27 protein-coding genes and 1 other RNA gene are annotated in these 21,715 nt (G+C 38.4%); 21 read left to right on the top strand and 7 right to left on the bottom strand.

What is annotated here, in order from left to right:
* Positions 1-19: 19 nt before the first annotated feature.
* Together MKY65_RS18205 and MKY65_RS18200 are read right to left on the bottom strand one after the other, a co-directional pair.
* On the bottom strand, positions 20-1,336 hold the full coding sequence (locus tag MKY65_RS18205; RefSeq protein ID WP_339179315.1) for an aspartate aminotransferase family protein: 1,317 nt from the start codon (positions 1,334-1,336) through the stop codon (positions 20-22).
* A 477-nt stretch (positions 1,337-1,813) separates the two neighbouring features.
* Positions 1,814-2,587, bottom strand: a complete 774-nt coding sequence (locus MKY65_RS18200; protein WP_244882334.1) for a class I SAM-dependent methyltransferase — start codon at positions 2,585-2,587, stop codon at positions 1,814-1,816.
* Positions 2,588-2,748: 161 nt separating this feature from the next.
* On the opposite strand from MKY65_RS18200, the gene MKY65_RS18195 reads away from it, so the two are divergent.
* Positions 2,749-3,159, top strand: a complete 411-nt coding sequence (locus MKY65_RS18195; protein WP_339179311.1) for a GNAT family N-acetyltransferase — start codon at positions 2,749-2,751, stop codon at positions 3,157-3,159.
* A gap of 53 nt (positions 3,160-3,212) precedes the next feature.
* Here the strand turns inward: MKY65_RS18195 and ptsP are convergent, their stop codons facing one another.
* A complete protein-coding gene (ptsP, locus tag MKY65_RS18190) occupies positions 3,213-4,928 on the bottom strand; it encodes a phosphoenolpyruvate--protein phosphotransferase (RefSeq protein ID WP_193063389.1) in 1,716 nt (571 codons plus the stop codon).
* Positions 4,929-5,051: 123 nt separating this feature from the next.
* The gene (locus tag MKY65_RS18185) at positions 5,052-5,960 is read right to left on the bottom strand and encodes an alpha/beta hydrolase (protein ID WP_256704971.1); all 909 of its coding nucleotides are present in this window, start codon (positions 5,958-5,960) and stop codon (positions 5,052-5,054) included.
* A gap of 228 nt (positions 5,961-6,188) precedes the next feature.
* Between MKY65_RS18185 and secG the strand changes: the two genes are divergently transcribed.
* The 5 genes from secG (at position 6,189) to ssrA (ending at position 10,794) form a co-directional block, all read left to right on the top strand.
* Positions 6,189-6,422, top strand: coding sequence for a preprotein translocase subunit SecG (gene secG / locus MKY65_RS18180; protein ID WP_042535818.1), 234 nt, complete (start codon positions 6,189-6,191; stop codon positions 6,420-6,422).
* Between the two features lie 149 nt (positions 6,423-6,571).
* Positions 6,572-7,318, top strand: a complete 747-nt coding sequence (locus MKY65_RS18175; RefSeq protein WP_042535820.1) for an alpha/beta fold hydrolase — start codon at positions 6,572-6,574, stop codon at positions 7,316-7,318.
* A 41-nt stretch (positions 7,319-7,359) separates the two neighbouring features.
* Entirely contained in the window at positions 7,360-9,627 is a 2,268-nt protein-coding gene (rnr, locus tag MKY65_RS18170; protein WP_339179306.1) for a ribonuclease R, read from the top strand.
* Positions 9,628-9,810: 183 nt separating this feature from the next.
* The gene (gene smpB, locus MKY65_RS18165; RefSeq protein WP_339179304.1) at positions 9,811-10,278 is read left to right on the top strand and encodes an SsrA-binding protein SmpB; all 468 of its coding nucleotides are present in this window, start codon (positions 9,811-9,813) and stop codon (positions 10,276-10,278) included.
* 152 nt (positions 10,279-10,430) lie between these two features.
* Positions 10,431-10,794: a transfer-messenger RNA gene (gene ssrA / locus MKY65_RS18160) on the top strand.
* A gap of 61 nt (positions 10,795-10,855) precedes the next feature.
* Here the strand turns inward: ssrA and MKY65_RS18155 are convergent.
* The 3 genes from MKY65_RS18155 to MKY65_RS18145 all read right to left on the bottom strand — a co-directional run bounded on the left by MKY65_RS18155 (position 10,856) and on the right by MKY65_RS18145 (position 12,855).
* The gene (locus tag MKY65_RS18155) at positions 10,856-11,950 is read right to left on the bottom strand and encodes a site-specific integrase (RefSeq protein ID WP_339185300.1); all 1,095 of its coding nucleotides are present in this window, start codon (positions 11,948-11,950) and stop codon (positions 10,856-10,858) included.
* A gap of 181 nt (positions 11,951-12,131) precedes the next feature.
* Positions 12,132-12,365: a helix-turn-helix transcriptional regulator gene (locus MKY65_RS18150; protein ID WP_339179302.1), complete on the bottom strand. Its 234-nt coding sequence runs from the start codon at positions 12,363-12,365 to the stop codon at positions 12,132-12,134.
* Between the two features lie 91 nt (positions 12,366-12,456).
* On the bottom strand, positions 12,457-12,855 hold the full coding sequence (locus MKY65_RS18145) for a helix-turn-helix domain-containing protein (RefSeq protein ID WP_339179300.1): 399 nt from the start codon (positions 12,853-12,855) through the stop codon (positions 12,457-12,459).
* A gap of 163 nt (positions 12,856-13,018) precedes the next feature.
* Here MKY65_RS18145 and MKY65_RS18140 point away from each other — a divergent pair, with 163 nt between their 5' ends.
* The 15 genes from MKY65_RS18140 to MKY65_RS18070 all read left to right on the top strand — a co-directional run bounded on the left by MKY65_RS18140 (position 13,019) and on the right by MKY65_RS18070 (position 21,715).
* Positions 13,019-13,234, top strand: coding sequence for a helix-turn-helix transcriptional regulator (locus MKY65_RS18140; protein WP_339179298.1), 216 nt, complete (start codon positions 13,019-13,021; stop codon positions 13,232-13,234).
* 161 nt (positions 13,235-13,395) lie between these two features.
* Positions 13,396-13,605, top strand: a complete 210-nt coding sequence (locus MKY65_RS18135) for a helix-turn-helix transcriptional regulator (protein WP_339179297.1) — start codon at positions 13,396-13,398, stop codon at positions 13,603-13,605.
* Positions 13,598-13,837, top strand: a complete 240-nt coding sequence (locus tag MKY65_RS18130) for a hypothetical protein (protein ID WP_339179296.1) — start codon at positions 13,598-13,600, stop codon at positions 13,835-13,837. Before MKY65_RS18135 ends, MKY65_RS18130 begins: the two co-directional genes overlap by 8 nt.
* Before the next feature lie 250 nt (positions 13,838-14,087).
* Complete coding sequence (locus MKY65_RS18125) at positions 14,088-14,249, top strand: hypothetical protein (protein ID WP_339179294.1); 162 nt, start codon at positions 14,088-14,090, stop codon at positions 14,247-14,249.
* A 40-nt stretch (positions 14,250-14,289) separates the two neighbouring features.
* Positions 14,290-14,538, top strand: a complete 249-nt coding sequence (locus MKY65_RS18120; RefSeq protein WP_339179293.1) for a hypothetical protein — start codon at positions 14,290-14,292, stop codon at positions 14,536-14,538.
* Entirely contained in the window at positions 14,531-15,016 is a 486-nt protein-coding gene (locus tag MKY65_RS18115; protein ID WP_339179291.1) for a siphovirus Gp157 family protein, read from the top strand. Before MKY65_RS18120 ends, MKY65_RS18115 begins: the two co-directional genes overlap by 8 nt.
* A gap of 15 nt (positions 15,017-15,031) precedes the next feature.
* Entirely contained in the window at positions 15,032-15,235 is a 204-nt protein-coding gene (locus MKY65_RS18110; RefSeq protein WP_339179288.1) for a hypothetical protein, read from the top strand.
* Between the two features lie 5 nt (positions 15,236-15,240).
* A complete protein-coding gene (locus MKY65_RS18105) occupies positions 15,241-15,936 on the top strand; it encodes an AAA family ATPase (RefSeq protein WP_339179286.1) in 696 nt (231 codons plus the stop codon).
* Positions 15,923-17,275 carry a DEAD/DEAH box helicase gene (locus MKY65_RS18100; protein WP_339179284.1) on the top strand — a complete coding sequence of 451 codons (1,353 nt, stop codon included), beginning with the start codon at positions 15,923-15,925 and terminating at the stop codon, positions 17,273-17,275. Before MKY65_RS18105 ends, MKY65_RS18100 begins: the two co-directional genes overlap by 14 nt.
* Positions 17,276-17,303: 28 nt before the next feature.
* A complete protein-coding gene (locus MKY65_RS18095) occupies positions 17,304-17,831 on the top strand; it encodes a DUF669 domain-containing protein (protein ID WP_339179282.1) in 528 nt (175 codons plus the stop codon).
* 12 nt (positions 17,832-17,843) lie between these two features.
* Positions 17,844-20,144, top strand: a complete 2,301-nt coding sequence (locus MKY65_RS18090; RefSeq protein ID WP_339179280.1) for a phage/plasmid primase, P4 family — start codon at positions 17,844-17,846, stop codon at positions 20,142-20,144.
* 284 nt (positions 20,145-20,428) lie between these two features.
* Positions 20,429-20,740, top strand: coding sequence for a VRR-NUC domain-containing protein (locus tag MKY65_RS18085; RefSeq protein ID WP_339179278.1), 312 nt, complete (start codon positions 20,429-20,431; stop codon positions 20,738-20,740).
* Positions 20,741-20,743: 3 nt separating this feature from the next.
* Positions 20,744-21,130: a hypothetical protein gene (locus MKY65_RS18080; protein WP_339179276.1), complete on the top strand. Its 387-nt coding sequence runs from the start codon at positions 20,744-20,746 to the stop codon at positions 21,128-21,130.
* Positions 21,130-21,339, top strand: a complete 210-nt coding sequence (locus MKY65_RS18075; RefSeq protein ID WP_339179273.1) for a DUF3310 domain-containing protein — start codon at positions 21,130-21,132, stop codon at positions 21,337-21,339. The genes MKY65_RS18080 and MKY65_RS18075 overlap by 1 nt, the downstream gene beginning before the upstream one ends.
* A gap of 184 nt (positions 21,340-21,523) precedes the next feature.
* Positions 21,524-21,715, top strand: coding sequence for a hypothetical protein (locus MKY65_RS18070; RefSeq protein WP_339179270.1), 192 nt, complete (start codon positions 21,524-21,526; stop codon positions 21,713-21,715).

Genomic DNA, 21,715 nt, shown 5'->3' with positions numbered 1-21,715 from the left:
TCCTTATAAAAACGTGAGCTTATTTTTCGTTTTGAACAGCAGTCAATGCCTCTTCAAGTACTTTTATTCCTTCATCTACTTGTGCTTTTGTTACCGTTAATGGAGGAATCATCCGGATAATTTCCCCGGCATTTCCGCATAAATAGAAGAGAACACCTTTCTCTAGACAGCTGTTTAATACATTCATCACGGCTTCTCCGTCAGGTTCACCGGTTTCTGCATCTTTTAGCGCAATTCCAATCATTAATCCAACACCGCGAACATCATGAATAATCGAAAATTTATCTTTTAACTGTATCAGCTGGTTAAGGGCGTAATCCCCGACAGTACGTGCATTTTCAAGAAGTTTTTCTTCCTTGATGACTTCAATGGATGCCCGTGCTGCTGCGCAGGCGATAGGATTTCCGCCGAAAGTCGTTGCGTGGGACCCCATTGGCCATTGGTCCATTAATTCCTTGGAAGCAATTGTTACGCCAAGCGGCATCCCTGCTGCAATTCCTTTTGCAACAGCCATGATATCTGGTGTCACGTCAAAGGTTTGGGCTGCAAACCAGTTTCCTGTCCTGCCAAACCCGGTCTGTACTTCATCAAAAATTAATAAAATCCCATGCCGGTCACAAATCTCCCGCATTTTCTTCAGCCATGATTTAGGCGGGATAACATAGCCGCCTTCACCTAACACAGGCTCTACAATCATACAGGCAACTTCTTCCGGGTCAACCTGATGACGGAATAAATTCGCTGCTTCTTTTTCAAGCTTTTCTGCAAAAAATACCTCCGGATCTTCCCCGGCCGGACAGTCTTCCGAATGTGCGTATGGAAGCTGGTAAGTTAACCAGGAAGGCTGAAGGTGTTTTCTATATTTACTTTTAGAAGTAGAAACACTGAGTGAGCCGATGGTCCGTCCGTGGAATCCGCCTGTAAAAGAAATTACATAAGGACGGTTAGATACATGCTTTGCTAGTTTTAGGGATCCTTCAATTGCTTCCGTGCCGCTATTTCCAAAAAAGAAGTTATCCAGCTTGGGCGGAAGTATTTCCTGGAGCTCTTCTGCCAGCTTTAAAATAGATTCATAGATAATCACGCCGGATGGTCCATGAATCAAATGATCCGCGCTGTCTTTGATAGCCTGCACGACTTTGGGGTGACGGTGTCCAACATTTTCAACAGCAATTCCCGAAGTGAAATCTAAGTATTTTTTGCCGTCTGTCCCATAGTAATAACAGCCCTCTGCCTTTACAACAGGTAAATTTGGATGGTCTTTTGCCATACTCGGAGCAAGGAAATTTCCAATCGAATCAACTAAATGCTCCCAATCTTCTTGCTTTCTTTCCATTTTAAATCCTCCATTTCATTACATTGCGATAAAACGAAACTTCATTCAGTGGGAGTTTTTCGACGCACAGGATGTGCTAGTGCAGACGTTGCGACAGGACGTCGCGAACTTAGTCTGCTTCCTTAATTCTCCCGCTGAATTAGCCTGAGTGATTCAGGGAGTTAGCGCCCGTTATCTCCCGCCTAAATAAATTTATTTTCGCTCTTTATTTTGAGGCGGGAGTTTTACGGGCGGTTCTCCATGATAAAACAATTATTGCATAAGATGTATGATAAATATACATTATTATAAAAGACATAAAATATAATTTATCTAAGCTGTTTATAGTTATTTTTAAGGTTAGATGAAAAATAGCTTCGGTTAATTATAATACGTATTGTATAAATATACAATACGTATTTAATGGTTTTTTGAAAGAGAATAAAGGGGATATTATGTCGGGCATTCGAGTAATAGAGATTCAACGATTCAGTATAGTTATTTCACTGCTTTAATCAATGTCCATCTGTCTTTTTCAACAACTTCTTCCATATCATCCCCAATCGAATAATCGATATAATCGCTTAAATACTGCAGCTCCTCATCTGATAATTCATGTAAAATACTTCGTCCCGTTCTGGATTGAATATCAGCGAGAAGTGCTCGTTTGTTTGGATATGTTTTTCTAATCTCCCAGAGGCGATGCGCTGTTATCTCTTTAAAACCAGCCTGCTGAAGACTTATTTTTATATCATCACTGGAGTATCTCCGTTTCTTTTCAAATTCTCTTAATTTCGGAAAAGCTTCAAAAAAGTATCCGCGGATGTGCTCTTTACTCCCTTCCAGTAAACAATCGTCCAATGTCCGGTCTTGAATAAGATAATAGCCATTGCTGTTTAATACCCTGTATGCTTCTGCAAATACGGAATCAAGATTTTTAAGATGATGGACCAATGCTCTGCTTAGTATCAAATCAACACTTTCCGATTCCAGGCCGGTTTTGTCTGCCAGCCCAAGCTGAAAAGAAATATTCGGGTACCTGCTGCAGTCTTTCTTCGCACCTTCTAATATTGGCTTGGAAGAATCGATGGCTAGGATAGATGGTATCCCGATAGCAGCTAAAGCTCTTGAATAAATTCCGCCTCCGCAGCCTATGTCCGCAGCATGGTGAATGGATGAAATATCAATGAGTTCTCTGATTTTTTCTTTCCACGCTGCATCCGCGTCCCGGCCAGTATAGCTGTACATATTATCTTTACTGTGAAAATCCAAAGCATTCCCTCCTTGAATGGTGTTGTTATCATTCATTATAGTCTTCTTTGTTATCTGTGGATAATCGTGTTTTTTAATCAAAGGAGATAAGAAAATATGATAGGAAATAGACTTAGATGGTAAAATAGAAGAAATAAATAGGATGAAAAGGATGGGAATCAATGAATGAACGTTATCAGATCAGTCATCAAACACCAGCAGTCGAAGCATTTAATGAGCTTCGTGTCGAGGCTGGATTAAGCAATAAAGAAAAAGCAGCGATTGAAATTGGGCTTCCTAATACGTTATTTGCTGTATCCATCTATGACGGTGATACGTTGATTGGGATGGGCAGAGTAGTGGGAGATGGGGGAATTGTTTTTCACGTAGTAGATATCGTGGTCAAACCAAGCTATCAGGGACAAGGGCTTGGAAAGGTCATTATGCAGGAGATTATGGCTTATTTAGATAACCATACCTACAAAGGCTCTTATGTCAGCTTGATTGCAGATATTCCCGCTGATAATTTATATGAACAGTTCGGCTTTCGTCATACGGCCCCGAATTCTGCGGGAATGGCGCGGATGTATTAATAAAAAACCCTGATTATTGTTGTGCAAACAATAATCAGGGTTTTTCAGTATACTTATTTATTAATCGTCTTCTCCGCTAATGCAACCACTTCTTCTGCAGTGCTTAAGGAAAGGAATTCATCTTTAAGTGCTGCAAGCTCTTTTTTGTTCAAGCTAAGAATCTGAGTTCTTGCCGGTAAGATAGAAGTTGCGCTCATGCTGAATTCATCCAGTCCAAGAGCAAGAAGCAATGGAATAGCAGTAGAATCTCCTGCCATTTCACCGCACATGCCTGCCCATTTGCCTTCTGCGTGAGCAGCTTCGATGACATTGTTTACCAGATTCAGGATAGCTGGGTGATATGGCTGATACAGATAAGAAACCTGTTCATTCATACGGTCAGCAGCCATCGTATATTGGATTAAGTCATTTGTTCCGATACTGAAGAAATCGACTTCCTTCGCAAATTGTTTTGCAATCACTGCAGTAGATGGAATTTCTACCATGATTCCTACTTCAATGTTGTCGGAAACTTTAACGCCATCTTTTTTAAGATTGTCTGTTTCTTCTAGCAATAACGCTTTTGCCTGACGGAATTCTTCCAATGTAGCAATCATCGGGAACATGATTTTCAGGTTGCCGTAAGCACTCGCACGCAGTAATGCACGTAATTGCGGGCGGAAGACATGTTCATTTTCCAGACAGAAACGAATTGCACGGAATCCTAAGAACGGGTTCATTTCATGCGGCATATCTAAGTAGCTGATTTCCTTATCGCCGCCGACATCAAGTGTTCTTACAACGACAGGCTTGTCTCCCATTTTTTCTAATACAGCTTTATAAGCTTCAAATTGAACATCTTCGGAAGGCAATTCAGAGTTACCCATATAAAGGAATTCGGTACGATAAAGTCCGACGCCCTCGCCGCCATTATTAAGAACACCTTCTACATCATTCGGTGTACCGATGTTTGCAGCAAGCTCAACTTGTTCACCGTCTGCAGAGAAAGTAGGCTCATCCTTTAATTTTGCCCATTCTTCCTGCTGCTTAGCAAATGCAGCTTGTTTCGCTTCATATACTTTAATCTCTTCTTCTGTCGGATTGATGATAACTGTACCTTCAATGCCATCGACAATAATCTGGTCGTCCTTTTTCACAGCGCCGGTAATTTCTTTTGTACCTACCACAGCAGGAATTTCTAAGGAGCGGGCCATGATAGCAGAGTGAGAAGTTCTGCCGCCGATATCGGTTGCAAACCCTTTTACAAATTCACGGTTTAACTGAGCGGTGTCAGATGGTGTTAAATCTCTTGCGATAACAATCACTTGCTCATCAATTAAAGCAGGGTCCGGGAAGGTAACCTGAAGCAGGTGAGACATGACACGTTTGGTTACATCATGGATATCTGCTGCACGTTCGCGCATATATTCGTTATCCATGGCTTTAAACATGTCGATAAACATCGTAGCAACTTCGTCCAAGGCAGCTTCTGCGTTTACTTTATCATCGTTGATTTTATCTTTAATCGGATTAATCAGCTCTGGGTCTCCTAATACAAGCAAATGCGCAGAGAAAATTTCTGCATGCTCTTCCCCGAGTTCTTTTAATGTATGTGCTTTGATTTTTTCCAGTTCCTGTCTAGAAACTTCTAATGCGCTTTCAAGACGCTCAATCTCTTGTCCTGGATTATCAATAGACGTTTTTTCAAAATTTAAATCCGGGTCTTTCAGTTCGTATACTTTCGCAATGGCAATTCCACTAGATGCAGCAATTCCATTCAATTTTTTCATTATGAGAGCATCCTTTCTTTAATAAAACTATCTTATTAATTATAACATATCTATACTAAATTAGCGTGGGCTGAGGTGCAAGTTTAAAGGGTTTTCTTCAATTGTTAAAATCAATATAATCCGTTATTTTTTACCAGCATTCTTCAGCCAATCTCCGATAAACGCATATACTTCCTCCCGGCAGGTATCATTTAATAATTCATGCTTTCCACCCTCGTAAACCTGAACGACAATATTCTCCAGGCCATTTTTTTGAAAGAGAGAAGCTGTTTTCCATACTCCCTTTCCATATTGACCAATAGGATCCTCGTCACCGCTGATAAGGAGAAGCGGAAGATTTTTACGTATGTTTTGATTGAGACTTTGCTTTCTGGTCTGATAGATACCTTCCAATAAATCATAGAAGAAACGGGCTGTCGGAATAAAGCCGGTATAGGAGTCTGCTTCATAAGCGTCTGCATATGCTTTTTCTCTTGTAAGCCATTCGTGTTTGTAATGCTTATCCTGTTTCATACTGTTCCCTAAAACGAGCTGATTCATGAGAGGAGAAGGTTTCCTTGACGGCAGGAGGGATGCTGCTGTTTTTCCTGCGGTGGCAAGAAGTCTGGAATAATGTCCTGTACCGGTTAATATTAATCCATCCATTTCATTACTAAAATGCTGAATGAAATTCCGCATTAAAAAAGAACCCATGCTATGCCCCAAGAAGTAATAGGGAAGATGAGGAAAAGCTTTTTTTCCATATTGCATGATTTCATACAAATCTGTCACGACGCGTTGAAAACCATTTTTCTCTGTAAAGTAGCCTTGTATTCCTAAATCACCTGTTTTCCCATGTCCGCGATGGTCATTGCCGATCACGATGTAACCTAAAGAAGTGCAGCAGGAAGCGAAATCATGATAGCGTTCAATATGTTCCACCATGCCGTGGGCAATCTGCAGGATGCCAACAGGTCTTCTTTCCGGAAGCCATTGTTTGATATAGATGCGGGTTCCGTCAGACACTGTCAGCCAATCTGTTTTCATCTCCATGTTTTCTTCCCCCTTGGTATCATTAATAACGATGCTTTTTTATTTACGCGGGACTGCTACATTCATTATACGTTGAAGACGGGTTGTTGGACAAATTCAAATAAGGGATGAATCACGAGGGGTGTATAGTAAAGAAGTATTTCACAAATCAATCTTGCACAACAAATTCAAAGTATGATAAAGTATAAGATAGGGATTGTCGGAACATAGGAGGAGTATGAAAACATGTTGTTAACTGTGGTTAATGTGATATTAGTAATTGACGTTATCGTGATGATTGCACTTGTCTTATTGCAGTCTGGAAAAAGCGCTGGTCTTTCAGGAGCGATTTCCGGCGGTGCAGAGCAGTTATTTGGAAAACAGAAAGCACGCGGAATTGACCTGGTGCTACATCGTATGACAATTGTTACAGCGGTGCTGTTCTTTTTATTAGCTTTCTTGGCAGCGTACGTATTACAATAAATGATATTCCTTATCACAGTAGTGTGGTAAGGTTTTTTTATTTTCGCTTTTCATAATACAGGGTATACTAGAAATGAATTGGGAAAAATGATTTCCCGCAGTTTAACGGACAGTTTTATTTTTCAGGAAGATGAAAGGAATGGATGATTGTGAAAATAAAGTTACCACAGCCGTTTACATTTGAAGCAGGAGAACGTGCTGTATTATTACTGCATGGATTTACCGGGCACTCTGCAGACGTCCGCATGCTTGGACGGTTTCTGGAAAAGAAAGGCTACACAAGCCATGCGCCGATTTATCGCGGACATGGACTGCCGCCGGAGGAATTGATCAAAAGTAATCCGGACCAATGGTGGGCAGATGTGAAAGCTGCTTTTAACCATCTGAAGGACCTTGGATATCAGGAAATTGCAGTTGCCGGTCTGTCTCTTGGAGGCGTATTAGGTTTAAAACTTGCCTATTCGGAGAAAATTAAAGGTATGGTGTCCATGTGTGCTCCGATGTTTTTTGACAATGAGGAAGAACTGACCAAAGGATTCCGGGAATTCTCCAAAGAGTTTAAACAGCTGGAACAAAAAGATGAAGCGGTTATAAAAGAAGAAGTCGATACGATTATGGATAATTCCAAGAACCTCTTTATTGGTGTCAGGGACACAGTGAAGGAAGTAAAATCAAATATTGATATGATTTACACGCCTACCTTAGTCGTACAGGCTGAGAAGGATCAAATGATTAATACAGACAGTGCGAATTATATTTATGACAATGTCGAATCCACACAAAAAGAAATCAAATGGTATGCTAATTCAGGCCACGTGATTACGATGGACAAAGAAAAAGATCAGCTTCACGAAGATATTTATGCGTTTTTAGAGAGCCTGGATTGGGAAGTATAAAGTAGAAAGATGGAAAGATAAACAGAAAGAAGGTGAACGTTATGAAAGAACGCATTTTAGATTATATTAAAGAGAACAGCACGAAACCCTTATCTGTCCAAGAATTAGAAGAGGCTCTTGCGCTGGAGAATGCAGAAGAATTTAAAGAGCTGGTGGTTTCTTTAAATGAACTCGAATTAGAGGGAGACCTTGTCCGTACCAGAAAAAATCGATTTGGACTGCCGGATAAAATGAATTTGGTCAAAGGAACTCTCCAAATGCATGCCAAGGGCTTTGCTTTTCTGATTCCGGAAGATGAGAACCAAACAGATGTGTATATCCATGCAAATGATATGGGCTCTGCCATGAATAAGGATAAAGTGCTCGTCCGCCTGGAAAAAAAGGATACGGAGGACACGCGCCCGGAAGGAAAGGTTATTCGTATTCTGGAACGTGCAGTCGTCACCGTAGTAGGTACATTTGAAGATAATCGTTCCTTTGGATTTGTTATCGCGGATGACAAGCGGATTCCAAATGATATTTTTATTTCTAAAGGACATACGCATGGAGCGATTGACGGTCATAAAGTACTTGCCCGCATCACTAAATATCCGGAGGGAAGAAAAAGTGCAGAAGGAGAAATCATCCAGATTCTTGGTCATAAAAATGATCCGGGAATTGATATTCTCTCCATTATTTATAAGCATGGAATCCCGATTGATTTTCCGGAAGAGGTTATCGAGCAGGCGAATAAAGTTCCCGAAGAAATTGACCCGGATGATATCCAAGGGAGAAAGGATCTGCGCGATGAGGTCGTTGTTACGATTGACGGTGCTGATGCCAAGGACTTAGATGATGCGGTAAGCGTCAAACGTCTGGATAATGGAAATTACCAGCTTGGAGTCTATATTGCTGATGTCAGTCATTATGTAGAAGAAGGTACGCCGCTGGATAAGGAAGCCTTTGAGCGGGGGACAAGTGTTTATTTAGTTGACCGCGTGATTCCGATGATTCCTCATCGTTTATCAAACGGGATATGCTCGCTTAACCCTCATGTGGACAGACTGACACTTGGCTGTCAGATGGAAATCAATACAAGCGGACAAGTCGTTAACCATGAAATTTTCCAAAGTGTGATTAATTCGAATGAGCGAATGACTTACACCGATGTAAACAAAATTTTAGTCGACAAGGATGAAGAGCTGCGCCAAAAATATGAGCCGCTTGTTCCAATGTTTGAGAATATGGAAAAGCTGGCAGCTATTTTACGCGGAAAACGCTTTGGCCGCGGCGCCATTGACTTTGATTTTAAAGAAGCAAAGGTACTCGTTGATGAAAAAGGCCATCCGACCGATGTGGTTATTCGTGAGCGCTCTGTCGGAGAAAAATTAATTGAGGAATTTATGCTGGCAGCGAATGAAACAATTGCGGAGCATTTCCATTGGATGGACGTCCCGTTTATCCACCGTATCCATGAGGAACCGGATGAAGGGAAGCTGGAGAAATTCTATGAATTCTTAGCTGGTCTGGGCATTTCTGTCAAAGGAACGGCTAACGAGGTTCATCCGCAGCAGCTGCAAAAGGTATTAGAATCAATTAAAGATGATCCCGAAGAAATGATTGTATCTAAATTAATGCTGCGCTCGATGCAGCAGGCAAAATATTCTCCGCAAAGCGTGGGTCACTTTGGCCTGGCAACGGATTTTTATACCCATTTCACGTCGCCAATCCGTCGTTACCCAGATTTAATTGTGCATCGGTTAATCCGCACTTATTTGATTGAGAAGAAAATCGATAAGAAAACGATGATGCACTGGAAGGACAGAATGCCGGAAATCGCCCGCCATACTTCCGAAATGGAACGCCGGGCAGTCGATGCAGAGCGTGATACCGATAATATGAAGAAAGCGGAATTTATGAAGGATAAAATCGGCGAAGAATTTACTGGTATTATCAGCTCGGTAACGAATTTTGGCATGTTTGTGGAACTGGAAAATACGGTAGAAGGACTGGTTCATGTCAGCTATTTGACAGATGATTATTATCATTATGATGAACGCAGTCAGGCGATGATCGGCGAGCGGACGGCCAAAGTATTCCGCGTTGGCGATGAGGTCGATATTAAAGTGGCTGATGTAAACTTAGAAGAATACACGGTCGACTTCGAATTGACATCCTTAGGTTCTCCGCGCCGGAAGGAAAGAAAGCAGAAGCCCGCAGGAAGAATTATCCAATCTCCTGGAAAGAACAACGAAAAATCCAAAAGTAAGCCAAAGGGCAAAGGCAAAGCAAAACCCAAAAACAAGAAAAAGAATAAACCGAAACGATAGAATCTCTTTCAGGAGATTTTATCGTTTTTTTCGCACAGCGATAGAAACGTTTTAATTATGTGAAAGCTTTGAGATAAGGCGTATTTTTTGGTAAACTATAATGAGGATTCATTCATGGAGAAATGGATTACTTTATGGATGAATAAGAACTTTTCAAAGTTCGATGGAAGAGGATGATTTCAAATGCCAAAAGGAAATGGAAAAACCATTACACAAAATAAAAAAGCTTCCCATGATTATTTTATTGAAGAAACCTACGAAGCAGGCATTGTCCTGCAGGGGACAGAAATCAAGTCTATTCGGAATGGCAGAGTAAATATTAAGGACGCCCATGCGCGAATCGACAGAAAAGGGGAAGTGCAATTAGTGAACCTGCATATTGCCGAATATGAGCAGGGGAACCGGTATAATCACGACCCGACCCGTTCAAGAAAGCTGCTGCTTCATCGGAAGGAAATTGATAAATTAATCGGCTTAACCCAGCAGCAGGGCTATGCATTAGTTCCATTAAAGATTTATATTAAAAATGGCTATGCAAAAGTATTAATTGGTCTTGGAAGAGGGAAAAAGAAATACGACAAGCGTGAAGACTTGAAACGCAAACAAATGAAACGGGATGTGGACAGGGCCATTAAAGATCATATGCGGTAATCCGGAGCATACTTGACAATTAGGTATGGTTTGTTATAATGAAAGGTACCCTATTCGTGGTATGCTGTGAAGAAAACAGCTGATATCAGGATAGCAGGGTACAGTTGAATAATTTAAGTTTGCTTAATTATTCCCTGTGTTTTTTATGATACGGGGACGTTACGGATTCGACAAGGATAGATTGAGCTCAAGTTGCACGTCGAGGTTACGGCTCGTAAAACGTTACGCCTAAATATAACTGGCAAAGAAAACAATCAACCTGTTTTAGCAGCTGCGTAAGTAGCCTAAAACGATCCTTCCTGCCATCGCCCGTGTGGCAGATTGAAGGGTCTCAAATGAAGCGGGCTATACTGCTATCCACCGTCTGAGGATGGGCAGAAGAACTGAATCAGACTAGCTCCATGGAAGCCTGTTGGCAGGCCGACATGTGAGCGAATGATAATATACCAACTAAGCGTGTAGATACTTGAGTGGCAATATCTCTGGACGAGGGTTCGACTCCCTCCGTCTCCATTTGTAACTTATAAACGTTGTTATATCAACGTTTATAAATCGGTGGCAACAAAACTGGCAACACTTATTTAAAATTGTATATCTTTGCAGGTTTGAAGTCGTCTTCCATTTGAAGTACGGCTTCTTTTTCTGTGCTCGGATATAAATGACTGTAAATGTTTAATGTTGTTCCTATATCACTGTGGCCTAATCTTTGCGCGATGATTCCAGGGATAGCATTTTTATTAATTAAATAACTTGCATGGCTATGTCTGAAATCATGTATTCGAATCTTTTTAACTCCTGCAGCCTTCACATACTTAGCGAAATTGTTATCGATGGCAGTTGTGGAAACATGATCGTGGAATTCGCCAAATACTACATAGTCAGGCTTATAATGCTCCTGTGATGCTTTTAATTGAGATAAAAGCCTTATCGTATGCTTAGGCATAATAACCGTTCTGCGACTGGCTTTTGTTTTTGTGGTAGTTACTTTCCTATTGTAAGCTGTTTTATTAATGTTTATTTTATTCTCCTCAAAATCAATATCTTTCCATGTTAAAGCTAAAGCTTCCCCTTTTCGCATCCCGCTATAATAAAGCGTCATAAATAAAGTATAATATAACGGGTTGTCCACCACAGAAATAAATCGTTTAAACTCTTCAAGCGTCCAATAGTTGACATGCTTTTCTTCTTCTAAATCCACATTACCTACAACTGCGGCAGGATTTACTTTTACATATTCTTGTTTAATTGCATAATTAAAAACAGCAGACAATGTTGTGTGTATCTTTTTAATGTGACTGGCTGCATATTCTTTATCTATAAGTTCATCCTGGAACTTGGTAATGTCACGATTGCGTATATTTTCCATTTTTTTATTACCAAACTTAGGCAATATGTTTGTATTTATAATCCCGCTTATCTTATTATATGAAGATTCTTTTCTTCTCTTTTTATACCAGTCTAAATATTCATTGGCTACATCCTCAAATTTTAAGTTTTCTTCTGTTAACTCCTCATTTTCCCAATCAATCAAAAATTGAGCTTCCGCAAGCCGTGCTTCCTTCTGGGATTTAAACCCCCTGCGTTTAGGCTGTCTAACTTTTCCTTTTTTGTCTTTAACTCTAACAGTAAAAAAATATTCACCTTTTTTATCTTTATCTTTATGGACTGACATGTTTTTTCCTCCAATTAATTTCAATTAACACTAGAACATTTGTTCCTTTGATGATATAATAATATCAAACAAATATCAAACGTATTACGTTTTTGTAACAAACACCATATTATTCGCTCCACAAATATGGTATAAATAAATTAAGCTGTTCGGCTGAATCATGTCGGTGAGTAGATATAATCTACTCGTTTTCGCCTACTTCGTCCCAAACGTATAAGTCTTCCATTCGACAGTTCAGAATGGACGCAATATTGTACGCAACTTCTATAGACATTTTTTGTTTATTCAATACATATTTATTTATTTGCTGGACTTTTACGCCCAAAACGTCTGCCAATTGTTGTTGCGTTATATCGGCGCTAAGAAGTTTTTCACGAAGCAGGCATCTACCGACTACATAAGCCAGAACAGACACCTTCTCTCTATATTTATTACACCAAGGCGGTGATGTTTGTGACGGATGAAGAATTACAATTGCTTGTTGATTTTATTAATTTGGTTAAGGATTAATTTTTGTTTAAGTTTTCATAATATTCTACAGTAAAACGAATGCTTTCCAAAAACTTTTCCCTTTCTTTTTCATCCATAGAAAGGGTTTTTTCTATGAGTTTGTTTAAAAATTCCATGTCTTCTATATCAAGGTTATTCGCTAACTTTAATGCATTTTCAAATTCATCTCTTGTGTTTTCCTTTTTCGGAAACAGTTCATTGATACTAATACCAAGCACATCACTAATCGCAAACAACATATCTTGTTCTGGCGATATTGCCCCACGTTCATAAGCGGAAACTGTATTATCTTTTACTCCTATTTTTTCTCCTAATTCTTTTTGAGTTAATTTATTTCGTTTTCTGTTTTCCTTTATTCGGCTTCCAACAAATTTAGCTAATTCTTTTTTATTCATTTTCTTGCCTCCATTTATTTGCTAACTGCATTAATAATAGCACTTTACATATAGTATATCCACTAAAAATAAAATTATGCATTAAAAATGAGAAAATAGTATTGACTTCACATTAATAATGCATTATTATTAAAAATGTCAAGAGGAGAAAGGAGGAAAATTAATGCAATGGAACCTAATCATCTCAAGAAAAGAACTCAAGTTAAGTCAAGTCGATATGGCAAAAGAATTGAAAATGTCTAAAGACACATACGGCAGAAAAGAACGAGGAGAAACCCAATTCACAGCAGACGAAATGTTTTTAATCAGTGATTTTTTGGGTAAACCTATTGATCAAATTTTTTTAAGAAGAAACTGCATTAATAGTGCAGTTAAGTAATTTAGCTTTCATTAACACCATCACACACCCTGTAATGAATATTTAAACGAGCGGAGCATGCGACGACCTACCATTAGAGATAGCGAGCAGCAGCAATAGCCAATCGCCATGACTTTAAATATTGATTAGGGGGTGTGTATGGAAAAAAAGGAGGATGAATCATGTCAACAAATACTAGATTGTTTATTGCCAGGAGAGAACATCAATTAAAACAATCTGATGTTGCTAAGAAATTAAATATCTCTCCACAGACTTACTATAGGAAAGAAAAAGGTATATCGGAATTTAGCCAGCGCGAAATGATAATGCTGGCAAAGATTTTCAAATGCACTTTAAACGAATTGTTTTGGGAGGAGGCTAAACATGCTTAAAAATCATTATTTAGAAAAAGACCTATCACTCGTAGAAACGGAACTTGGAAAACTGTTAGTAGCGTTTGAGAAATCTAAAACAATGGTTGAAAATGCGCAGTTTGAAGATAATCAGGAAATTATTTCTGAAATCACAGGAGCACTTGCAAACCTGCACATGTTAAACCGCAGGAAGATTGATGCAGACGTCACAGCAGATGCAATGGAATGTATAAGGAGAGCATATGGATAAGACGGATTTTGTCTATAACGTAATGTTTGCGGGTGCAATGGGGTTTTTACTATTAATGATGGTTCATTAGGAGGAGTGAAAGTTATTTTAAATATTTTAGTAATTATATGTGTATTGCTTATAGGTGCATTGGAAACTATTGGTCATTATAAATACGGGGCTCGATTACGATTGTTTCCTATGTGGATGCTTATATTTTTAGTAATTATTGCACACTTACAAATAATTTCAATGAAATAGGAGTGATTGGATGGATATACAGCACCCCGACATAACAAGAACCTTACGCACCGGATATCCCACACCAGAAAAACGATTAAAGGACAAGCCAGGCGAGTATTGGGACCCCATTGAATGGATGAAAGAAAAAAATAGTCCTCTGCCAAGGACTATAAATAAAATTAAAAAATAAATTTATACGCCTATTATAAGGCGTTTGGGAGGATTGTGCAATGAATTTAGATGAAGCGATTGAAGTTAATAAGATTCTTTCTGTTGCATATGATGATGGTTTTATATCACTTTTTTCCGGTGGGATACCGAAAAGAATTCATTTAGATAACAAAAAATTTAAAGAATTATCTTGGGATAAAACAGTTCACCTCACAGACCATCGCGATGAATATGACGAACATTATTTCGTTTATAAAGGTATTAAATTTTTCAGTCTTGTGGAGAGGGAGAGTGATTCAAATGAATAGCCTATACGATTTAACACAAGATTTCATGCAAGTACAATCCCTAATCGATGAAGGAGGCGAAAACCTCCAAGACACCTTAGATTCTATAAATCTAGCAATTGAGGACAAGCTCGAAAATATCGGAAAAGTTATCCGCAATTTGGATGGGGAAATGGAAATGCTGAAAAATGAAGAAACTAGACTGGCTGATAAAAGAAAGGCGCTTGAGGCGAATAAAAAACGGTTGAAATTATATGTGGAAGATCAGTTAGCTATCACAGGTAAAGACAAAGTAAAAGCAGGATTATTCACATTCGCGATGCAGAATAATGCACCGTCTGTGAAAGTGACGGATGAAAAATTAATACCTAAACGTTTTTTTATTAAACAAGAACCGGTATTGGATAAGAAATCGTTAAGTGAAGAGTTAAAGGAAAAAGACGAAAAGTCAATGCCTGGCGTTGAATTAGTGCAGGGCAAGCATTTACGGATTAGATAGGAGGTTGGATAAGCAGTGAGAGGCTCACGAAGTAACTTAGGAGGACATTATGCCGGAACAGGCATGAATCACTGGGAGGAATCAGAAGAAAATTACAAAAATCATAAAGTGCATGTCAAATTAGAAAACGATTATGAATCAATGGAATCAGAAGAATTTGAAAAACTGTGTGAAGAATTATCCGGGGAGGTTAAAACCTATAATAAACGGATTAGATAGGAGGTATGACGTTGAGTTTACAGATAACTAATGCAACTGATATTCAAACGAATAAAGGTACGTATTTAATTTACGCGCCACCAGGCATGGGTAAAACCACAGCGATTAAATATCTGCCAGGTAAAACATTAGTGCTCGATGTAGACAGGACAACCAGAGTGCTAAAAGGTGAAAAGAACATCGACATTGCCTATGTAGATAATACAGATACTTGGAAGTTTTGGGGAGAATTGATTGTTGATCTTGAAGAAAATTATAAAGGCAAATATGACAACATTGTCGTCGATAATATCAGTGAACTTGAACGTAGTCTGTTATCAGACTTAGGTAATAAAGGAAAAAATAAAGGTGTCCCGTCGCAGGGCGATTATCAATATATGCAGTTCCGTATCGTAAACAGTTTAAGATATATGAAAAATTTAGGTTCCAATTTAGTGTGGACAGCGTGGGAAAGTTCAGATTTATTCACGGATAGTTCAGGACAACAATGGAACAGAAGCTTCCCACAGATTAACCATAAAATTATGAACAATGTTCTTGGGTTGTGTGATGTGGTTGCAAAGTTAGCCATTAACTCTGACGGTGAAAGAGGTTTTGTTTTAAGTTCATCAAACAGCACATACGCAAAAAATCAGATTGATGATCGCAAAGGGTGCTTGCAAAGTGAATTAATACTGGGTGATGTTGATGATCCAACTTAGAGATTATCAGCAAGAATTAATTAATGATGTTAGGAAGTCGTATTTAAACGGCAGTAGAGCACCTTGTGTTGTTTTGGGGTGTGGAGGCGGTAAAACGGTTTTATTCGCTTACATGGCTCAACAATCGCAAGAAAAGGGTAATACAGTATGGTTTTTGGTTCATAGGACTGAATTGTTGCAACAAACTGTAGACACATTCGACAGATTCAATATTGAAAGAAAAACAATTCATATCGCAATGGTCGGTACTGTTTCTAGAAATCTATCAAAGTTACCAAAGCCGGATTTCATCATATTTGATGAATGTCACTTTTCAGCAGCCAAGACATGGAGAAAGATAATAGATGCTTTTCCGGATGCAAAGTTAGCCGGACTAACCGCAACGCCCACAAGATTGGATGGTAAGCCGTTAGGCGACATATACGACGATTTAGTCGAAGGTGAAAGTATTGGTAATTTGATAGATAAAAACCATCTGGCGCCCTATAAATATTACGCTCCATCGGTAGCTGATCTCTCTGCTCTGAAAAAGAAAAGAGGGGATTTTGATAAAGGACAAGCAGAAGAAATACTTTCAACCAAAGCAGTATTTGGCGATGTAATAAAGCATTATAAAAATTATGCGAATGGAAAACAGACGATTTGTTATTGTTCCACAATCAATCACAGCGAAATGATGGCCAAGGAATTTCAAGAAAAGGGTATTAATGCAATTCATTTCGACGGAGACACACCAAAGAAAGAACGAAAGCAGATTATCAAAGACTTTCGAGAAGGGGAAATAACTGTTTTATGTAACGTTGATTTAATCTCTGTCGGATTTGATATGCCAGATGTGGACTGCTGCATTTTATTAAGGCCAACTGATTCCACAGCCTTATACATCCAACAAGCGTGTAGGGCTTTAAGGTTTCGTGAAGGTAAAACGGCCATCATTCTGGATCATGTAAATAATTATGAACGTCATGGACTTCCAGATGATGAGCGAGATTGGAGTTTAGGTGATAAATACCAAAAACCTAAACGTTTCCAGGAGGATGGAACACTGAAAATAAAACAATGCTTAAACTGTTTTGGAGTATTTGAAGCTGGTATCAATATATGCCCTCATTGTGGACATGAAGTTGAGTTGGTAAAGCAAGAATTAGAAAATATCAAGGAGATTGAGTTAGAGGAAATCAAGCGCAAGAAGAAAGAAGAAGCCGAAAAGATTGTTTTGGATTTTCGTTCTCCAGATGAATGTAAGAGTTTGGCGGAATTACAAGCATACGCCAGAAACATGGGATATAAAAATGGTTGGGCCTGGTTCCAGGCAAAAGCGAGAGGTTTAGTTAATTAAAAAAACAAACAGAAAAGGATGATTAATAATGGGATTTAATTTAGATTTTAACAACACATTTGAAGGATTTTCAAAAATCGAGGACGGCGTTTACGAGGTGGTTATTGACCATGCAACAGAAGACGCAACAAAAGGTGGCGCAGAATTTACTAATTTTCAAATGACTATCAGAAATGATCTGGATCAACCGCATAAAAATCAAAAAATTTGGGAGCGTGTATTTAAAGCGAAAGCTACCGGAACTTATAACATGATGATGTTTAATACAATCGGTAAAGCTGCTAACTTACAGTCTGGAAAAACTTACAATACGTTTGAAGAGTTGTTGGAAGATTACCGGGGGAAACCATTGCAAGTTTACGTTGAAAACGAAACATCAGAGTACAATGGAAAAACTTATGAAAATCTTAATGTAAAGCAATGGAAACCGACAGCATTTCCACAGGTTAATCATCAGTGGAAGCAAAGCAATGACAGCAATAATCAATCAAGTAACGATCCGTTTAAAAATAACGGCGAACCAATAACTATCCAAGATGACGATTTACCATTTTAAGGAGTGAACTGCATGTTTTCAAAAATACCGCACGAATTAAAAGAACTACACCACTGGTGCGGTTACAAACTGCAGCAGAGAAACGGAAAAACAACAAAAATTCCTGTAGATGCAAATACAGGTAATTTAGGAAAAAGTAATGATGAATCTACATGGGCGAGTTTTCAAACCGCCCTGGATTCCATCAATAAATTTAATTGTGATGGAATTGGGTTTTACTTTAAAGAGCCTTATATCGGTATTGATATTGATAATATCCAAGAGGATATAAAAAGCTACCAATCTGGTGATGGAGATAATATCGTCTCTGAATTTGTGGACATGCTTGGCAGTTATGCAGAAATATCACCTAGTGGGAATGGTATCCACATTATTTTAAAAGGCGAACTACCGCCTAATGGAAGCAGGAAAGGTAATAAAGAGTTTTACAGTTCGGGTCGTTTCTTTACAGTAACCGGCAATGCCATTGGTGGCTATAATCACATTGTGGATGACACCGATTATGGAAAAATTAATTACCTTCACAATAAATATATTGCCAGTAACGAGCCTATAAAGGCGCCTACTGCATTAAATAATCAAGGTAACAACTTATCAGAAACAGAGGTTATCAGAATTGCGGAAAACAGTAAAAATGGCATGCGATTTAAATTGTTTTTAAACGGTGGATGGGAGCAATTTTATGATAGCCAGTCCGAAGCTGATATGGCTTTTGCAAATGATTTAGCATTTTGGACAGCTTGTGATTATGAAAAAATGGACACTATTTTCCGTCAATCATCCCTCTATCGCGAGAAGTGGGAGAGAAAGCAGAGCGGGTCAACGTATGGAGGAATTACGTTAAATAAAGCTATTCAAGAGTGTAATAACGTATTTAATCCGCAATCTGATGGTAGTGATTTCAATTTATACGTCCTAGAAAACAGCACAAAAGAAATTGAGAAAAAATATTATTCTTACGATGACACAGGGAATGCAGCCAGATTTACCGATAATTTTAAAGATGCAGTCAGATATAGTTACGTTCGGAAGAACTGGTACTTTTATAACGGAAAAACATGGGTGCTAGATCAAGAAGGGAAAGTTAAATCTTTAGTTGACGAAATCTTGGAAAAAATGAAGCAGGAACCAGTTTTTGTTTCTGATGATGTGGATGAGGAGGAAGCGCAAAAAAACCTTAGAAAACACATTAAATATTCCAGAGGAAGTAACGGAAAGACAAACATGCTGAAAGAAAGCCAGCACTTGCTGCCTATTCAGCCGGAAACGTTTGATAAAGACCAACACTTGCTGAACGTTCAAAATGGCTATATCGACCTTAAAACAGGGGAATTGAATAATCATGATAAAGATAAGTTTTTTACAAAAATAGCTTCCATCGAATATACGGATAAAATCGATTGTCCGCAATGGATAGACTTTCTGAATCATACATTCGATGGAAACAAGCCTTTAATAGATTATATGCAGCGAGCTGTAGGATATTCCATATCCGGATCAACAGAAGAACAAGTTATGTTTATTCTTTACGGAAACGGTAGGAACGGTAAATCAGTGTTCCTAGATGTTATTACCGAAATGCTAGGAAACTATACGACTAACATTCAACCACAGACGCTTATGGTTAAACCGCAATCTGGTAGTGCTAACAGTGATATCGCTAGATTACAAGGGGCTAGATTAGTAACGACAACAGAGCCTAATGATGGAATGCGGTTTGATGAGGGATTGGTTAAACAGGTTACAGGCGGAGATACAATAACAGCTAGATTTTTATACGGTGATGAGTTTGATTATGATCCAGAATTTAAGCTGTGGATGGCCACAAACCACAAACCGATTATTCGAGGTACGGATGATGGGATATGGCGCAGGATGGTTATTATTCCCTTCACCGTGCAGATACCAGAGAACAAGGTGGATAAAAATCTAAAATATAAACTCCGCAGAGAAATGACTGCAATATTAAATTGGGCGGTCGAAGGCTACCGGGAGTGGAAACGGATTGGATTATCCGAACCACAAGTTATTAAAGACCAGCGCCAGACATACCGAACGGAAATGGACGCAGTAGAATTATTCATCGAAGAATGTTGTTACCGCAAACCAGGAGAGAGGGAGAAGTCCAAGGATTTATATCGAGTATATCGAGAATGGGCTAAAGAAAACAATCAGTATGCCATGAATAGCACTAAGTTTGGTAAGGAAATGAGCAATAAATTCCAAAAAATCAGAAGTAATGGCAGCTGGTATGTGGGAGTTAAATTAAGAAGCGAATATTCTGGTCATGGATTTCAACTTGATTTAGGATGATTGGACAACACTCGGACAAGTTTTGGACAGGTTAATATACAAACCTGTCCACCCAACAAACGTTGACATATAGCCTTTTCTTTATATTATATTTTCTTTTTGGACAGGTTGGACAGGAAAAAATAATAAAAAAGGAATATAAAAATGAAAATAAAAATATAGGAAAGGTTTTATGGTTTTTAAAAAACTTGTCCAAAATAAGCTAAAAAAACATGGTCAAAACCATGAGTGACAAGGGTTTGGACAGGTTTGAAGTGTTGTCCGAATATAGGAGGTTTAAAAAAATGCGCGAAAGTGACATCCAAAATTCCATCAGACTAGCATTAAATCCATATGCTGTTATTTTCCGAGTTAATTCCGGGAAAGTGAGAATGAAAGATGGGAGATTTTTTGATACAGGAGTACCCAACGGATATACAGACTTATCAGGATTCCGGAAAAGCGATGGTAAAGCTATATTTTTAGAAATAAAAACAGATAAAGGCAGATTACGAGATGCTCAGAAACACTTTTTAAATACTATGCAGCAATATCCGATTATATGCGGAGTGGCTAGATCACCAGAAGAAGCAATAAAAATTGTGACTGGAGGTTAGTTTATGGAAATTGAACAAACAACAATATTAATACGTGATGCGATTAGAGATATACCAAAACAATACAATATGAATGCAGAGCGTATTCGGGCGTTGGAAAAAGAAAGGATTGATTTGCTACACCTCATTGAACTTGTGGATTTAAATGCCAGGGAAGGCTACAAAGTTTATAAAGAGCTTCAATCCTTGCAGAAAGAACGCAGAAAATTAAAGGATGAAAACGAGTTATTGAAACACGTTAAGCAATCTTTTTCAAACATGAAAGGTCAACTAAAGCATTTGGATAAAGCGATTGGCGATATACGAAACGAAAAAATTAATTTAGATAAACGCAGTTATCGTTGTAGGTCTAGAAAAGATCTAGAAAAAATTATAAATGAGGTGAAATAGTGGATAACATAAATCATCCAGAACATTACAAAGGAAAAACAGAAGTGATTGAAATCATCGAACAGCTCACGGAAGGTATGGAAGGGAATAAAGCATACATGCTCGGAAATGTTGTTAAGTACGTTTTCAGACATGAAAAGAAAAATGGTATTGAGGATTTAAAGAAAGCTGCTTGGTATTTGAACCGGGTGATTGATAATGAAAATTAAATTTGTTATTAACGAACGCAGAAAAGATGTAAAAAGCAATTTCAACCCTAAGTTATCGGAGTATTGGCAAAAAACATTTTATGATTTGTTTAAAGGGTGGTAGGAGAGAGATTAATAGATTTGAGACTAAAATATAGCCAAAGATGTTAAAACGTCTCAAATTAACCAAATGGAGGGTTTAGGCATGAATCAAGATTTAACTAAAAGATACTGGATATTTATAATCCGGGAATATTATCCGACTGGTGGATTAGATGATGTTGTGTATACGACCGATATGTTGTCGGATGCGCTAGATATACAAAGAGAAAATGATGGCATTTGGGACGAAGTGTATATATTCGATTCAGAACGAAGGAAAGTATTGGAGGGATAG

This window comes from Oceanobacillus sp. FSL W7-1293, assembly GCF_037969815.1.
Taxonomy (GTDB): domain Bacteria; phylum Bacillota; class Bacilli; order Bacillales; family Amphibacillaceae; genus Oceanobacillus; species Oceanobacillus oncorhynchi.
This window is presented reverse-complemented; position numbering and strand designations above follow the sequence as displayed.

Bases quoted from the DNA above. Each gene is read 5' to 3' on its own strand.
- MKY65_RS18205 (WP_339179315.1), bottom strand. From the start codon at position 1,336: ATGGAAAGAAAGCAAGAAGATTGGGAGCATTTAGTTGATTCGATTGGA.
- MKY65_RS18195 (WP_339179311.1), top strand. From the start codon at position 2,749: ATGAATGAACGTTATCAGATCAGTCATCAAACACCAGCAGTCGAAGCA.
- ptsP (WP_193063389.1), bottom strand. From the start codon at position 4,928: ATGAAAAAATTGAATGGAATTGCTGCATCTAGTGGAATTGCCATTGCG.
- MKY65_RS18185 (WP_256704971.1), bottom strand. From the start codon at position 5,960: ATGGAGATGAAAACAGATTGGCTGACAGTGTCTGACGGAACCCGCATC.
- rnr (WP_339179306.1), top strand. From the start codon at position 7,360: ATGAAAGAACGCATTTTAGATTATATTAAAGAGAACAGCACGAAACCC.
- smpB (WP_339179304.1), top strand. From the start codon at position 9,811: ATGCCAAAAGGAAATGGAAAAACCATTACACAAAATAAAAAAGCTTCC.
- MKY65_RS18155 (WP_339185300.1), bottom strand. From the start codon at position 11,950: ATGTCAGTCCATAAAGATAAAGATAAAAAAGGTGAATATTTTTTTACT.
- MKY65_RS18145 (WP_339179300.1), bottom strand. From the start codon at position 12,855: ATGAATAAAAAAGAATTAGCTAAATTTGTTGGAAGCCGAATAAAGGAA.
- MKY65_RS18140 (WP_339179298.1), top strand. From the start codon at position 13,019: ATGCAATGGAACCTAATCATCTCAAGAAAAGAACTCAAGTTAAGTCAA.
- MKY65_RS18135 (WP_339179297.1), top strand. From the start codon at position 13,396: ATGTCAACAAATACTAGATTGTTTATTGCCAGGAGAGAACATCAATTA.
- MKY65_RS18130 (WP_339179296.1), top strand. From the start codon at position 13,598: ATGCTTAAAAATCATTATTTAGAAAAAGACCTATCACTCGTAGAAACG.
- MKY65_RS18125 (WP_339179294.1), top strand. From the start codon at position 14,088: ATGGATATACAGCACCCCGACATAACAAGAACCTTACGCACCGGATAT.
- MKY65_RS18120 (WP_339179293.1), top strand. From the start codon at position 14,290: ATGAATTTAGATGAAGCGATTGAAGTTAATAAGATTCTTTCTGTTGCA.
- MKY65_RS18115 (WP_339179291.1), top strand. From the start codon at position 14,531: ATGAATAGCCTATACGATTTAACACAAGATTTCATGCAAGTACAATCC.
- MKY65_RS18105 (WP_339179286.1), top strand. From the start codon at position 15,241: ATGACGTTGAGTTTACAGATAACTAATGCAACTGATATTCAAACGAAT.
- MKY65_RS18100 (WP_339179284.1), top strand. From the start codon at position 15,923: ATGATCCAACTTAGAGATTATCAGCAAGAATTAATTAATGATGTTAGG.
- MKY65_RS18095 (WP_339179282.1), top strand. From the start codon at position 17,304: ATGGGATTTAATTTAGATTTTAACAACACATTTGAAGGATTTTCAAAA.
- MKY65_RS18090 (WP_339179280.1), top strand. From the start codon at position 17,844: ATGTTTTCAAAAATACCGCACGAATTAAAAGAACTACACCACTGGTGC.
- MKY65_RS18085 (WP_339179278.1), top strand. From the start codon at position 20,429: ATGCGCGAAAGTGACATCCAAAATTCCATCAGACTAGCATTAAATCCA.
- MKY65_RS18080 (WP_339179276.1), top strand. From the start codon at position 20,744: ATGGAAATTGAACAAACAACAATATTAATACGTGATGCGATTAGAGAT.
- MKY65_RS18070 (WP_339179270.1), top strand. From the start codon at position 21,524: ATGAATCAAGATTTAACTAAAAGATACTGGATATTTATAATCCGGGAA.